The sequence below is a fragment of the Burkholderia sp. HAN2018 genome, assembly GCF_024704855.1.
Taxonomy (GTDB): Bacteria; Pseudomonadota; Gammaproteobacteria; order Burkholderiales; family Burkholderiaceae; genus Burkholderia; species Burkholderia cepacia.
Genome location: NZ_QOBB01000241.1, coordinates 1 through 15556 on the forward strand (window position 1 = coordinate 1; position 15556 = coordinate 15556).

At 67.6% G+C, this 15556-nt stretch carries 9 protein-coding genes; all 9 read right to left on the minus strand.

Annotated features, from left to right (window positions below; translation table 11 throughout):
• Positions 1 to 247: 247 nt before the first annotated feature.
• Entirely contained in the window at positions 248 to 895 is a 648-nt protein-coding gene (locus DPV74_RS34725; RefSeq protein ID WP_119338836.1) for a glutathione S-transferase family protein, read from the minus strand.
• 121 nt (positions 896 to 1016) lie between these two features.
• The gene (locus DPV74_RS34730) at positions 1017 to 4178 is read right to left on the minus strand and encodes a multidrug efflux RND transporter permease subunit (RefSeq protein ID WP_119338837.1); all 3162 of its coding nucleotides are present in this window, start codon (positions 4176 to 4178) and stop codon (positions 1017 to 1019) included.
• Positions 4179 to 4199: 21 nt separating this feature from the next.
• Complete coding sequence (locus tag DPV74_RS34735) at positions 4200 to 5561, minus strand: TldD/PmbA family protein (RefSeq protein ID WP_119338838.1); 1362 nt, start codon at positions 5559 to 5561, stop codon at positions 4200 to 4202.
• Positions 5561 to 7012, minus strand: coding sequence for a TldD/PmbA family protein (locus DPV74_RS34740; RefSeq protein ID WP_119338839.1), 1452 nt, complete (start codon positions 7010 to 7012; stop codon positions 5561 to 5563). Before DPV74_RS34740 ends, DPV74_RS34735 begins: the two co-directional genes overlap by 1 nt.
• Positions 7005 to 8648 carry an ABC transporter ATP-binding protein gene (locus tag DPV74_RS34745; protein ID WP_119338840.1) on the minus strand — a complete coding sequence of 548 codons (1644 nt, stop codon included), beginning with the start codon at positions 8646 to 8648 and terminating at the stop codon, positions 7005 to 7007. Before DPV74_RS34745 ends, DPV74_RS34740 begins: the two co-directional genes overlap by 8 nt.
• On the minus strand, positions 8648 to 9760 hold the full coding sequence (locus DPV74_RS34750) for an ABC transporter permease (RefSeq protein ID WP_119338841.1): 1113 nt from the start codon (positions 9758 to 9760) through the stop codon (positions 8648 to 8650). The genes DPV74_RS34745 and DPV74_RS34750 overlap by 1 nt, the downstream gene beginning before the upstream one ends.
• Positions 9714 to 10766: a microcin C ABC transporter permease YejB gene (locus tag DPV74_RS34755; protein ID WP_027787337.1), complete on the minus strand. Its 1053-nt coding sequence runs from the start codon at positions 10764 to 10766 to the stop codon at positions 9714 to 9716. Before DPV74_RS34755 ends, DPV74_RS34750 begins: the two co-directional genes overlap by 47 nt.
• A 13-nt stretch (positions 10767 to 10779) precedes the next feature.
• On the minus strand, positions 10780 to 12633 hold the full coding sequence (locus tag DPV74_RS34760; RefSeq protein ID WP_119338842.1) for an extracellular solute-binding protein: 1854 nt from the start codon (positions 12631 to 12633) through the stop codon (positions 10780 to 10782).
• Positions 12634 to 12950: 317 nt separating this feature from the next.
• Positions 12951 to 15556, minus strand: a 2606-nt coding sequence (locus DPV74_RS34765; RefSeq protein ID WP_162923224.1) for a TonB-dependent receptor, incomplete at its 5' end; no start/stop codon positions are given.

Here is a 15556-nt window from a genome sequence, read left to right on the forward strand (position 1 = left end):
ATCGTCATCGTGATCCACTCCGTTGCAGCCATCGCAGCCTCCGGCGCCGGACACCCGGCGGCCGGACAGCTTACGCGGCACGAAAGCGGACATTTCCATGTAGCCAAAAGCGGACATTTCCATCTAGCTACTACAACACAAACTACCGATAACTATGATTATGTAAAATACGATATTTCCACTCAAATCCGGCAGCAAGCAGCCCCCAATCGACTGCTGCCTCACTTTTCAAGCTCCCTCGAATCACTCAAGAAACCGGATTCATCCACTCAGTCAACCCTTCACGCGCATTCAACTCGACAAACGTCGGCATCCCGCGAAGGTGCTGTATGTACCTCGCAAGATGCGGCCATGTCGTTGCCGGGCGCGGCATGTTGCGTGTCCAGCGCATGAGCATCAACGCAAGGAAGTCAGCCGTACTCAACCGATTGTTGATCAGGTACGAACGACCGTCGGACAGCAGATTGTCGAGATGCGCCATCGACTCCTCGATTTGCCCCCGCGAAAACGCCTTCACCATCTCGGCGCATCGCGGATCGCCATCCGTCTCCGCATAGAACCAGTTTCGCATCGCAGGCAATACCGAATTGGCCAGATAGACCATCATCTCGAACCACTCGGGACGTTCGGGCGCGCCTGGACGGGGAGCCAGGGACGGCGCCGGATGGCGTTCGGCAAGCAGCATCAACAAGGCGGCCGATTCGGTCCGCGGTACGCCGTCGACGACCAGCGTCGGCACTCGGCCGGCCGGATTCAGCCGCAGGTACTCGGGCGTATGCTGCGCACCCGCATCGATATCGACGAGACGCGTTTCGAACGGCACACCGAGTTCGATCAGCATCCAATGCACGGCCATGCTTGCCGCACCGGGCGAGTAATACAGAACGTAGGACATGGTTTGAATCCGTCTCCTTGAATTCGAATTGAGCATCGCGCCGTCTGCGAGACGTCCGCACGACGATCGCATTCAATCAACGCAACGCACGAAAACCACCTGCCGGCACTGCGTGACTGCGTCACTCCCCCACCACCTCAGCCTGACGATCGTCGCGCGTCGCCACCGCCGCACGCCGGCCGCGTCGCCCGGCCGACGCCACGACACGAAACGCCACCGGCGCGAACACGAGCCCGAACACCGTCGCCGCCAGCACACCCCCGAACGCGCCCGTGCCGATCGATCGCCGGCTTTCCGCCCCGGCGCCCGTCGCCAGCACGAGCGGCACGACACCGAGCAGGAACGCCATCGACGTCATCACGATCGGCCGGAATCGCGCAGCGGCCGCATCGACCACCGCCTGCCGCAGCGGCACGCCATGACCGGCCAGGTCGCGCGCGTACTGCACGATCAGGATCGCGTTCTTCGCCGCCAGCCCGACCACGGTAATCATCCCGACCTTGAAGTACACGTCGTTCGGCATGCCGCGCACGAGTGCCGCGGCGATCGCGCCGATCATACCGAGCGGCACGATCGTCAGCACCGACAGCGGAATCGTCCAGCTTTCGTACAGCGCGGCCAGCGCCATGAAGACCGCGAGCACCGACAACCCGACGAGCAGCGGCGTCTGCCGCGCGGCAACCTGCTCCTCGCGCGCCGCATCGACCCAGTCGAAACCGATCCCGGCCGGCAGCGCACCGGCCAGCCGCTCCATCTCCGCCATCGCCGCGCCCGAACTCGTGCCGGTCGCCGCCCGGCCGCTGATGTCGAGCGACGGATAGCCGTTGTACCGGTTCAGCATCACCGGGCCGATCGTCCAGTGCGGCGCGGCAATCGCCGAAAGCGGCACCATGTCGCCGGTGCGGTTCGGGACGGTCAGCGCCATCAGTTGCGCGTCGGTCGCGCGCGCGACCGGGTCGGCCTCGATGATCACCCGCCGCATCCGGCCCGACGCCGGAAAGTCGTTGATGTAGTTCGAGCCGAACGTGCCGCCCAGGAGCCCGGCGATCCGCTCGAACGGCACGCCGAGTGCATACGCCTTCGCGCGATCGACATCGAGCTCGATACGCGGCGCGTCCGGCAGGTCTTCGAAATGCACGGCCGAGAGCAGCGGATCCGCCTTCGCACGCTCGGCAAGCTGCGCGCGAGCCGCCTTCAGCGCGTCGAGCCCGCCCCCGCCGCGATCCTCGAGCCGGAACGTGAATCCGTCGGAATGCCCGATGCCGCGCACCGAAGGCGGCAGCGCCGCCTCGACGTCGCCGTCGAGGATCGCGCCGAAACGCGCGTTGAGCCGGTCGCGCAACGCCATCGCGCCGACGTCGCGCTGCGCCCAGTCCTTCAGTTCCACGAACGCCATCCCGACGTTCTGCCCGCTGCCCGCGAAACTCCAGCCGATCACGCTCGTCACGTTCGCTATCGCCGGCTCCCCGCGCAGGATCGCCTCGACACGCTCGACGACCGCGAGCGTACGCGCCTGCGTGGCGCCCGCCGGCAACTGGATCATCACCTGCAATTGCCCCTGGTCCTCGGTGGGCAGGAAGCCGCCCGGCATCATCCAGTACAGCAACCCGCATGCGAGCACGAGTGCCGCATAGACTGCCACGACCATCCCGGTGCGGCGCACGGCAAACACCGCGACGCGGCGATAACCGGATTCGGCGCGCGCGAAGGCCACGCCGAACCGGTCGGCCAGACGCGCGCCGATGCCGAGTCGCCTCGTGCGGCCGGTTCCGCCGCCGTGTCGCGCGACCGGCTTCAGCAGGTTCGCGCACAGCGCGGGCGTGAGCGACAGCGCCATGAACGACGACACCAGCATCGACGCGATCATCGCCACCGCGAACTGCCGGTAGATGCCGCCGACACTGCCCGGGAAAAACGCCATCGGCACGAATACGGCGGTCAGCACCGCGGTCACGCCGACGATCGCCCCGCCGATCCGCTTCATGGCCCGGCGTGTGGCGTCGCGCGGCGACACGCCCTCCTCCATCACGCGATGCACGCTCTCGACGACGACGATCGCATCGTCGACCAGGATGCCGATCGCCAGCACGAGGCCGAACATCGTGAACACGTTGATCGACAGACCGAACGCCCACATCGCGACGAACGCGCCCATCAGCGTGACCGGAATCACGACGGTCGGCACCAGCGTGTAGCGCAGGTCGCGCAGGAACAGCCACATCACGCAGAACACCAGCACGACGGCCTCGACGAGCGTCAGCACGACCTCGTGGATCGCGATCTTGACGAAATGCGCGCCGTCGAAGGGAATCTCGACCGCGACGCCCGGCGGCAGCGTCCGCGACAGCTCGGCAAGCCGTGCGCGGATCGCATTCGACGTTTCGAGCGCGTTGCCGCGCGGGCCGAGCTGGATGCCGACCGTCGCGGCCGGCCGGCCGTTCAGCCGCGAATAAAACGAATAGTCGTCGCGGCCGATCTCGACGCGCGCGACGTCGGCGACGCGCACGGCCGAACCGTCCTGCTTCGACTTCAGCACGATCCGGCCGAACTCCTCGGGCGACGCAAGCTGCCCCTTGACCACGACCGTCGCGGTCAGCTGCTGGCCATGCACGAACGGCGCGTCGCCGATCGCGCCGGCCGTGACCGTCGCGTTCTGCGCGCCGATCGCCGCGATCACGTCGTCGGCGCCGAGATCGTATTCGCGCAACTTCACGGGATCGAGCCAGACCCGCAGCGCCTCGTCGGCATCCCACAGCTCGGCCGCACCGACACCCGGCGCGCGCTTCAGCTCGCGCAGCACGTAGCGGTTCAGGTAATCGCCGAGCTGCGCGGAATCGCGCGTGCCGTCGGTCGACGTCAGCGTGACGAGCATCAGGAACGTGTTCGCCGCCTTGAACACGCCGATCCCCTGCTGGACGACCTGCTGCGGCAGCCGCGGCTCGACCTGCTTCAACCGGTTGTTGACGTCGACGAGCGCGATGTCCGGATCGGTGCCGGGCGAGAACGTCACGTCGATCTCGAGGTTGCCGTGACCGTCGCTGCTCGTCTCGTAGTACAGCAGCCCGTCGGCGCCGTCGAGGCTTTCCTCGATGACGCTGCCGACGTCGGCATCGACCGTCTCGGTCGACGCGCCCGGATAAGACGCGGTGACCACGACCCGCGGCGGCGCCAGGCGCGGATACTGCGCGATCGGCAATTGCGGAATGGCCAGCACGCCCGCGACGACGATCGCGAGCGCGACGATCCACGCAAAGACGGGACGGTCGATGAAGAATGACGGCATCGGCGAGTATCGGCAGCCGCGCTACAGCGTGAGTTCGAACGCGCGCGCGAGCAGCCCCGGCAGTTGCGCGCCTCCGGTGGCGCGCTCGCCGTACGTGTCGTCGTTCGCGAGCAGCGCGGGCGCCGCGCCGAGCTGCTCGAGCTCCGATCCGAACAGCCGGTAGAAACTGTCGTCGAACCGCATCGCGTCGACCGGCGCGACGATGCGCCCGCCTTCGACCCAGAACGTCGCGAAGCGCGTCATCCCCGTCATCCGGCAGGCGATCGGGTCCGAGAAGTTCAGGTACCAGAGGTTGCCGACGTAGAGCCCCGTGTCGAGCGCGGCCAGCACGTCGGCATCTGCGAGCGTGCCGCACGCGATCGTCAGCGACTGCGGCGATTCGCCGTTGTCCGCCCCGTTCGGCACACGCCCGTGCTCGCGCGCGGTGCGTGCGCTCACGAGCTGCCCTTCCCCCCGCCCGCCGACGACGAGCGGCACGCTGTCGCGCCGGTAGCCGTCCGCGTTGAACGCCGGCGCGATGCCCAGCGAGAAATCCTCGGTGATCGACACACGCGGATCGAGCGCGACCTCGCCGGCGTACAGGCGATGCAGCGGGCTGCGGGCGCTCGCCAGCGCACGCGCCGAAAAGCCGCTCCAGCCGAGCAGGCTCGTCATCTCGTGAACGGCGTCCGGCGCGAAATACGCGCGGTAGCGTCCGGGCGCAAGCGCCTTCGGCGTGCGACCGAGCACGGGCAGCCGCGCGGCGGCGGCCTCGACGCGGGCGGCGAACGCCGCATCGCTCCAGTCGTCGCCCGCGTAGGCGGTCTTGATCGCCCGTCCGCTCGGGTCGTACAGCGACCAGCTGAAGTTGAAGTTCTCGACCTCGTACCAGCCGCGGCTGCCGGTCGACGACGCAAAGCCGCGCGCCAGCGTGCCGCCCGCGTAAAAACCGACGAAATCGAGACCGCGCGCGCATTCGGCCACGACGCGCGCGAGCCCGTCCGCATCCGGCAGGCGCCCGGTGCGGTGCGTTTCCTGCAGCCACGACGAGGTATCGAACAGCAGGTGCGGATCGTCCGGCGCGTCGCGCAGGCCGTCGCGCAGCACGGCCAGCGCCGCGGCCAGTTCGGGCAGGTCGGCCGCCGGATCGCCGCAGACGGTCAGCGCCGAGTGCGCCTGCCGCGCCCCGTCGACGAGCCGCACGGACAATCGCCCCTGCGTGACGCGCCCGGTCTGTCGAATCCTGCCGCCGTTGAAGCGGACGAAGTCGGACGTTTCGCTCGAGAAACCGAGCAGGACGGTTTCGGCCGGCGCCTTCAGCCGTTGCGCCTCGTCGGCGAGCCGGGTGAAATGCGCATGCCAGTCGATTCCGGCGCGGCGTGCCATCGGTTCGAATCCCGTCATCACGCGCCTCCGAATACGTCGACATCGGCGAACACGCAGGCCGGCGCGGCGTGGCCGACCCGGATGATCTGCGCGGGCTCGCCCTTCCCGCAATAAGGCGTGCCGTAGATGCCGAACGTGCCCGCGTCGCCTACCGCGCGCAGGCTGCGCCAGAACTGTGCGGAGATGCCGCGGTAGTTCGGGCGCTTGACGACCTGCGTGAGCCGGCCGTTCTCGATCAGTTGCCCGAATTCGCAACCGAACTGGAATTTGTTGCGGTGGTCGTCGATCGACCAGGACGTGTTGGTGCGCATCAGGATCCCGTGCTCGGTGCCCGCGACCAGTGCATCGAGCGACTGGTCGCCGGGTTCGACGTTCAGGTTCGCCATCCGGTCGATCGGCGCGCGGTTCCAGCTCGACGCGCGCGAATTGGCCACACCCGGCAGGCCCGCACGCTGCTGCGACAACGCCCCGCCGAGCAGCCGTTCGAGCACGCCGTTGCGGATCAGGTACTGCTTGCGCGCCGGCGTGCCGTCGTCGTCGAACGCGTAGGACGCGGCTTCGGCGGCCGGCTCGGGATCGAACGTGACGTTCAGCAGCGGCGAGCCGTACTGATAGTGGCCGACCATCTCCGGCCTGACGAAGCTCGACCCTGCGAAGTTGCGCTCGTCGCCGAGGATCCGGTCGAGTTCGAGCGGATGGCCGATCGACTCGTGGATCTGCAGCATCATCTGGTCGGGCATCAGCAACAGGTCGCGCCGGCCGGTCGGGCAGTTCGGTGCGGCCAGCAACTGCAGCGCCTCGTCGGCGACGCGCGCGCCGGCGCCGTCGAAGCCGTAGCGCGCCAGCACGTCGAGGCCGCCCTGCGCCAGCGTGCCCGATTGACCGAGCGAGCGCGTCTGCGTGTCGCCGTCGCCGTGGGCGACGGCGTGCAGCTCGGGCATCAGGAAGCGGAACCGCTGGTCGATCCGGACGCCGTCGCTCGTCAGGTAACACTGTTCGGTGTCGACGATCATCACGCTCGCCGCGCGCTCGACGATGCGCGCGCCGAGGTTCGCCGCCGCGCATTCGTGCGCGAGACGCTCGATCCATTCCGCGCGCGACGGCAGTGCCGCGTCGACATCGGGCGACGCATACGTGCCGCCCGTCTGCGGGCGCGCAGCCTGGCGATGATCGACCAGCGCCCACGGCGCGCTTGCCCGTGCCCGCGCGGTCGCGATGTCGAGCGCCGCCTGCAGCCCGGCCGGGGACAGGTCGGGCGTCGCCGCATAACCCGCGCCCGTGCCGGCCCGCGCCATCAGCATCGCGCCGCGTTCGCGCGTGCGCGAGAACGGCTGCGCGACGTCGTTGCGCACCGCATGTTCGTCGATCGTCTCGTCGACGATGCGCAGCGACCAGAAATCGGCGTCGCTGCGCAACGCCTGCGCTGCCTGTACGGCTCGGGCGCCCGGCGCCCGGTTCTCGTCAATCATCGGTTCTCTCTTGCCTCTGCTGCGGGCCGTGCGCCGGCGCCGGCATGGACGACGCGAGCAGCGCCCGCGTATACGGATGGGATGGCGCGTGCAGCACGTCGAGCGTCTCGCCCTCCTCGACCACGCGCCCCGCCTTCATCACGATGACCCGGTGGGCCATCGCGCGCATCACCGCCAGATCGTGCGTGATGAACAGGTAGCTGAGTTTGTACTTCTTTTGCAGATTCGTCAGCAGATTCAGCACCTGCTTCTGGATCGACACGTCGAGCGCGCTGGTCGGCTCGTCGAGCACCAGCAGTTCCGGCTCCACCGCCAGCGCCCGCGCGATCGCGATCCGCTGCCGCTGCCCGCCGGAAAACTCGTGCGGATAGCGCAGCATCGCCTCGGCAGGCAGCCCGACCTCCTGCAGCAGCGCGGCGATCCGCGCCCGCCGCGCGTCGCCGGTCACCTGCGGCCGGTGCACGCCCAGCCCTTCGCCGACGATCTGCTCGACCGTCATGCGCGGCGACAGCGAGCCGAACGGATCCTGGAACACCACCTGCATGCGCCCGTACAGCGTGCGCCGGCCCTGCGTCGTGCGCAGCGACGCGAGCGGCATGCCGTCGATCTCGATCTCGCCCGACGCCGGCCGCTGCAAGCCGAGCACCGCCGACGCGAGCGTCGATTTCCCCGAACCCGACTCGCCGACGATTCCGAGCGTTTCGCCGCGCTTCAGGCTCAACTGCACGTCGTGCACGGCGCGGAACGTCGTCTTGCCGAGCACCGAACGCCAGCCCTTTGCCGCGATGCGGTAGTCGACGGCGAGTTGCCGCACGTCGAGGATCGTCTGCGCGCCGGCGGCGACCGGCTCGACCGCCCGTTGCGGCGCGCTGTCGAGCAGCCGGCGCGTGTACGGATGCTGCGGCGCCGCGAACAGCCCGGCGGTCGTGCCGGTCTCCACCAGCACGCCCTTCTCCATCACGGCCACACGCTGCGCGAAGCGCCGCACGAGGTTCAGGTCGTGCGTGATCAGCAGCACGGCCATCCCGCGCTCGGCGGCCTCCCGCTCCTGCAACTCGATCAGCAGGTCGACGATCTGCTGGCGCACCGTCACGTCGAGCGCGGTGGTCGGCTCGTCCGCGAGCAGCAGCCGCGGCCGGCACGCCAGCGCCATCGCGATCATCGCGCGTTGCCGCTGCCCGCCCGACAGCTGGTGCGGAAAGCTGTCGATACGCCGCTCCGGCTCGGGAATCCCGGTGCGCCGAAGCAGCGCAATCCCGCGCTCGCGCGCCTCACCCGGGCGCAGCCCCTCGTGCAGCCGCAGGCTCTCGGCGATCTGCTTGCCGATCGTATACAGCGGATTGAGCGCCGTCATCGGCTCCTGGAACACCATCGCGATATCGGCGCCGCGGATCCCGCGCATCTGCTGCTCGGTCTTCGCCAGCAGGTCCTCGCCGTCGAACAGCATCCGTCCCGACAGCGTCGCCTGCTGCGCGAGCCGCAGGATCGACAGCGCGGTCACGCTCTTGCCCGACCCCGACTCGCCGACGAGCGCCACGCGCTCGCCGCGGCCGATCGACAGGCTCAGGTCCTGGACGGCCGCGTTCGCGCCGAAATGCGCGGAAAACCCATCGATCTGCAGCAACGGTCTCGTCATCATCGCCCTCCGCCGAATGCCGAGCCGCGCGTGCGCGTGTCGAGCGCGTTGCGCAGCGCATCGCCCATGAAGGTGAGCAGCAGCAGCGTCACCACCAGCGCCGCGAACGCCGCGATCGAGATCCACCACGCATCCAGGTTGTTCTTCCCCTCCTGCAGCAGTTCGCCGAGGCTCGGCGTCGGCGGCGGCACGCCGAGCCCCAGGAAGTCGAGGCTCGTCAGCGACAGGATCGCCGCGCTCATCCGGAACGGCAGGAACGTGATCACGGGCGTCAGGCTGTTCGGCAGCACGTGCCTCCAGATGATCTGCGCGTTCGTCAGCCCCATCGTGCGCGCCGCTTTCACGTAGTCGAGCGCGCGGTTGCGCAGGAATTCGGCGCGGACGTAGTCGGACAGCACGAGCCAGCCGAACATCGACAACAGCACGAACAGCAGCCACAGCGACGGCGTGAAGATCGACGCGAAGATGATCAGCAGGTACAGGTCGGGCAGCGCGCTCCAGATCTCGATCAGGCGCTGGCCGATCAGGTCGGTACGGCCGCCGTAGAAACCTTGCAGCGCGCCGGCCAGCACGCCGACCAGCACGCCCGATACCGTCAGCGCGAACGCCATCAGCACCGACAGCCGGAACCCGTACAGCAGCCGCGCGAGCACGTCGCGCCCGAACTGGTCGGTGCCGAGCCAGTTGCTGGCCGACGGCGGCGCCGGATACGGGCGCGACGCGAAATAGTCGATCGTGTCGTAGCGATAGCGGTTCGGCGGATAAAGCGCGAAATTGCCGTGCGACTCGAGTTTCGTGCGGATGTACGGGTCGAGATAGTTCGTCATCGCGGGAAAATCGCCGCCGAACGCGGTCTCCGGATAGTCCTTCACGATCGGGAAGTAATAGTGCCCGTCGTAGCGCACGATCAGCGGCCGGTCGTTCGACAGCAGGTTCGCGCCCAGGCTGAGCACGAACAGCACCGTGAAGATCACAAGGCTCCAGTAGCCGAGCGGCTGCGCGCGAAAACGCAACCACGTGCGCCGCCACGGCGACGGCGAGGCCGCGCACGCGGCGCATGCCTGGTCAGTGGTCCAGGCGGTTGAACTGGATACGGGGGTCGACGAGGACATAGCAGATATCCGCGATGAGTTTGGTCAGCAGGCCGATCAGCGTGAACAGGAACAGCGAGCCGAGCACGACCGGATAGTCGCGGCGGATCACCGAGTCGTACGACAGTTGCCCCATGCCGTCGAGCGAGAACAGCGTCTCGATCAGCAGGTTGCCGTTCAGGAATGCGCCGACGAACGCGGCCGGCAGCCCGGTGAGCAGCGGGATCGCCGCGTTGCGCAGCACGTGCTTCCACAGCACGTCGCGCTCGGGCGCGCCCTTCGCGCGGGCGGTCAGCACGTATTGCCGGCCGATCTCCTCGAGGAACGTGTTCTTGGTCAGGATCGTGACGATCGCGAAGTTGCCGACGACCGACGCCGTCACCGGCATCACGATGTGCCACAGATAGTCGAGCGCCTTTCCGATCAGCGTCAGGTCGTCGAAGTTGTCGGACGTGAGCCCGCGCATCGGGAACACCTGCCAGAACGTGCCGCCGCCGAACAGCATCAGCAGCAGCACGCCGAGCACGAAGCCCGGCACCGCGTAGCCGGCCAGCACCAGCACGCTCGTCACGGTGTCGAACCGCGACCCGTTGCGCACCGCCTTCGCAATGCCGAGCGGCACCGACACCAGGTACGTGAGGATCACCGTCCACATCCCGAGCGTGATCGACACCGGCAGCTTCGAGCGAATGACCGCCCACACGCTGCGATGCGCGAAATAGGACTGGCCGAGGTCGAACGTCGCATAACTCTTCAGCATCAGCACATAGCGTTCGAGCGGCGGCCTGTCGAAGCCGAACTGCTTGCGGATCTGTTCGATCTGCTGCGGGTCGACGCCCTGGCTGCCGTGGTAGCCGCCGCCTCCGCCGCCCGCCTCCCCGCCGCGCGCGCTGCCGTGGCGCAACTGCGCGAGCACCTGTTCGACCGGGCCGCCCGGCACGAACTGCGTGACCGCGAACGTGATCGTCACCACCCCGATCAGCGTCGGGACCATCAGCAGCAACCGCCTGAGTATGTATGCGAGCATCGTCGTTCCCCCGTCAGGCCGCCGGCATGGGTTTCGCCGCCGGATGCTTCACGTACCAGTAGTCGATGATCCAGTCTTCGTACTGGTAGGAATTCGGCACGATCTCCGGGTGGCCGAGCGTCGCCTTGTACGCGATCCGCGCATTCGGCAGGTAATACTGCGGGATCAGCGCATACAGGTTGATCAGCACGCGGTCGAGCGCGTGCGTGGCCGTCTCGAGATCGTTGAGCGTGTCGGCGGCGAGCGCCGCGCGGATCAGCGCGTCGACCGCCTTCGACTTCACGCCCGGATAGTTCTCGGAGCCCGGCTGCGACGCGGCCGCGCTGCCGAAGCGGCGCGTCAGCTCCGCACCCGGGATCGTCACGGGCAGGTAGATGTACGTCGTCATGTCGTACTCGAAGTTGTCGAGCCGCTTCAGGTAGACCGCGCTGTCGATCTCGCGCAGGTACGCGTGGATGCCGAGCATCGCGAGCGCCTGCGTGTACGGCAGGATCAGGCGGTCCATGCCGGGCTGGTCGTCGATGATCTCGATCGTCATCGGCGTGCCGTTCGCGTCGCGCAGCGCGCCGTCGCGGTAACGCCAGCCCGCCTGCGCGAGCAGGTCGCGCGCCTGCTTCAGGTTCGCACGCAACGAGTCGGGCGGCAGCGTCGACGGCTGCCGGACCATCGGGCCGAACACCTCCGCGGGCAGCGTCGAGCGGAACGGTTCGAGCAACGCGCGCTCCTTCTCGCTCGGCATGCCGGTTGCCGCGAACAGGCTCGCCTCCCAGAAGCTGTTGGTACGGCGATACTGCCCGTAGAACATCATCCGGCTCATCCAGTCGAAGTCGAACGCGAGCGCGAGCGCGTGCCGCACCCGCACGTCCCGGAACATCGGCTTGCGCATGTTGATCAAAAAGCCCTGCATCTGCGCGGGGCCGTCAGGAAACTCGCCGCGCTCGAGCATGCCGTTGCGGAAGTTCTTGCCGACGTACTTGCGCGCCCACTGCGTCGCGCTGTATTCCATGCGCGCGTCGATGTCGCCGGCCTTGAATGCCTCGAGCGCCGTGTACTGATCCAGGTACAGCTTGAACGACACGCGCGCGAAGCGGAACATGCCGCGTCGCGACGGCAGGTTCGCCGCCCAGTAGTGCGGGTTGCGCACATAGACGATCTGCTTGTCGTTCTTGCGCTGCTCGATCAGGTACGGGCCGCTCGCGATCGGCGGCACCGTCGCGATCTGGTCGAACGGCGGCCGCGTGCCGTCCGCACGCTGCCCCCACTTCGGCGAGAACACCGGCAGGTCGCCCGCGATCAGCGCGGCGTCGCGCTCCGCATGCTTGAACTCGAAGCGCACCGTGTGGCCGTCGACGACCACCGCACGCCTGATGATCGAGAACTGCGCGTTGTACAGCGGCGAGGCCTGCGGGCTCGTCAGCGTATCGAACGAATACCTGACGTCGGCCGCGGTGATCGGGTCGCCGTTCGAGAAGCGTGCGGCCGGATCGAGGTGGAACGTCGCCGACAGCCCGTCGGGCGCGACCTCGACGTCGTCGGCGATCAGCGCGTATTCGGATGCGAGCTCGTCCCAGCTGCGCTGCATCAGCGTGTCGAACATCAGGTTCTTGATGTCCGGCGCAGGCGAGCCGCGCACGAGGAACGGGTTCAGCGAATCGTAGCTTTGCGCTTCGTCGTAGTTTTCGAAATCGAGCGTGCCGCTGTCCGGCGCGTCCGGATTCGCGTAGTCGAAATGTGTGAAGCCCGGCAGATACTTCGGATGGTCGTATTGCGAGATCGCCGGCACGGCGAGCGCGGCCTGCGGCATGACGCCGCCCGACACGAGCCACGCGGCGCACGCAAGCAGCGCGGCGCGCGTGGCGGCACGCATCCGCGCATGCGTGCGCTTCAGGCGCTTCAGGTGCGAGTGGCGCGGCACGCGTGCCCGTCGCCCATTCAACAGTCTCATGGTCAGTCTGTCCGGAAGCGTGCGGGCGCGCTGCCTGCACACGGTCGATGCCTGTGCCGGACGCCGCGTGCCGGCCGCGTCCCGCGTGGGGTTCGTGCTGTACACGATCGGATCAACTGCGCCGCCGCGCGGCCCGGTTGCGGGACGTCGTGGCGCCAGGCGAAAAAAGGCCGCCCCGAAAAGGGGGTAGTGGACGTGGAGCGGCCTGTCCAAAGCCTGTCAGCGCATAACGATCGCCGTCAGAACTTGTACGTCGCGCCGACCTGCGCGAACCGGCCGATGTACGAATACACCGACGTGTCGTACCCGCTCTGGTCCAGCGTGCCGTTCGCGAAGATCGGGTCGTACGGCGGCGTGCGGTTGAAGAGGTTGTTGATGCCGCCGTAGATCGTCCAGTTCTTGAAGCCCGTGTACGTCATCATCAGGTTGAACTGGCTGTACGAGCCGACCTTCGACGGCGCGGGCGCCGGCAGCAGGTTCTGCGCGTACGGGCCCGTGAACTGCCACGTCAGCGCCGCATCGAACTTCCGGTAGTTCCAGTCCAGCGTCGTGTTGCCGCGCCAGCGCGGGAAGCTGCCGCCGAACGGCTGCGTGATCGTGAAGTTGTTGCCCGCGCCGTTGACCGGCGTGCCGCCCGGGAAGCCGATCTTGTAGCTGTTGATGTACGCCCAGTCGCCCGACAGCGTGACCGTGCCCCAGCCCTTGAGCGGCAGGCCCTGGCGGAACGTGCCTTCGAAGCCGTTCGTGTCGAGGTAACCGAGGTTCTGGTACGGAATCATCTTGTACAGCAGCTGGCCCGTCGTCGGATCGGTCACGACCTGCGACGGCGCGCCCTGGCCGATCACGTTGTCGATGCGGATCTTGTACCAGTCGAAGCCGAGATCCGTGTAGCGGCTCGGCGATACCTGGAAGCCGATATTGAAGTTGCGCGTGCGTTCCGGCGCGAGGTTCGGGTTGCCGACGGTGATCGACGTGTAGTTCTGGCCGGTGGCCGGATCGACCTGGATGCCGAGCGTCTGCGACTTGCTGTCCTCGACGAAGGTCGGCGCGCGGAAGCCGCGGTTGTACGACGTATACAGCGTGAGGGCCTTGATCGGCTGGTAGCGCAACGCGAAGCGCGGCGAGAAGGCACCGCCCACGTCCGTGTAGTGGTCATAGCGGCCGGCCTGGCTGAACGTCAGGTTCTCGAGGATCGGCACGTTGATCTGGTAATAGACGGCCGCGACGTTGCGCTGGCCGTTCACCGTCTCGAGGTCCGGGGTAACGACTGCCCCGCTCAGGTATTCGGAGCCCGGCGTCAGCACTTCGCTCTGGTGCGTGAACTGCGCGCCGAAACCGATACCCACGTCGCCGGCCGGCAGATGGAACAGGTTCGGCGTCGACAGCGTCGCGTCGATCGTGTCGAGCTTCGAGATGCCGAGGTTGTTCGCTTCCTGGAACAGCCCGTTGAACGCGTTCGGCGTTGCCGCCGGGTTCGCAAAGTTCAGCGTGCCGTTCTGGTAGATGTTGTTCAGCGCGTTGACGTTCAGCTGGTTCGTGAACACGTTCGACACCGTGCTCTGCGAGTGGCTGACCGACGTCGCCCAGTCCCAGTCGCCGTACGGCAGCGTGAACGACCCCTTGATGCCGGCGGCCGCACGCCAGTAGTTCGCCCAGGTCTTCTGCGCGACCGTGTTCGGAAACGCGTAGGTGAGCGGCGTGGCCGCGCCCGTCGTGTTGTACGGGTTGCTGACCGGTACCGTGTAGTTGAACGGCGACAGCAGCTTCGTCTGCGGATTCCAGACGAGCGCCGGGTTCTGCGGGTTGCCGATCACGTTGTTCCACAGGCCGTCGTTGGTCGTGGTCGTGTTGTAGCTCTCGAGGAAATCCGCGAACGCGGTCGTCTTGTCGTCGATCTTGAAGTCCCCGTGGAGCTTTGCGTTCAGGCGCTCGGTCATCGGCAGGATCGACGTGCTTTCAGCCGTGTTATAGGCGCAGATCGTGCCCGGCGATCCGGACGACAGCGAATTCGACGCGGCCTGATGGACCGAGCCGCCGAACGGGCAGCCCCCGCTCAGTGCCTGCGCGACGCCGCCGGGCATGTTCCAGTACGACGGCGCGAGCAGCGAGAAGCCGCCCGGCTTGCCCGTGAAGTCCTGGTTGCGCGTCGAATCGCGATCGGCCAGCGTGAAGCCATTCGACTTGTAGTAGCTGAGCGCGGCCGTCACGTTGAAGCGGTCGGCGTTCAGGTCGCCGAAGCCGCCGAGCACGCCGAACTTCGTCGTGCCGTCGCCGTTGCCGCCATTGATCGCGCTGCCGAGGCTGCCGTCGAGCTGCAGGCCGCGGAAATTGTGTTTCGTGATGATGTTGACGACCCCGCCGATCGCGTCCGAACCATACTGCGACACGGCGCCCGTCTTCACGATTTCGATCCGCTCGATATCGTTGAGCGGGATCGTGTTGAGGTCGAAGAACGAGTCGACGCTGTTCGAGAAGAATGCGTAAGGTGCGACGCGCTGGCCGTCGACCATCACGAGCGTGTACTTCTCGGACAGGCCGCGCAGCGCGATACCGGCCGCGCCGGCCGCGAAGTTGCCCGATTGCCCTTCACCCCAGCTGTTCGCCGAGTTGGCCGCCGCGTCGCGCAGGAAGTCGGTGACGGTCACCGCGCCGCTGGCCTGGATTTCCTTCGGCGTGATCGTCTGCACCTGCTGGAAACCGGTCTTGTCGGCCTGCCGGATCAGCGAACCCGTCACTTCGAAGCGCTTGATCTGCGCGACCTTGCCCTGCCCGTTCGCGCCGGGTGCGGCCCCGGTTGCCGCGCTCGCTGCCGCGTCGGGCGCCGCGGCGCCCGTGGCAGCGGCGG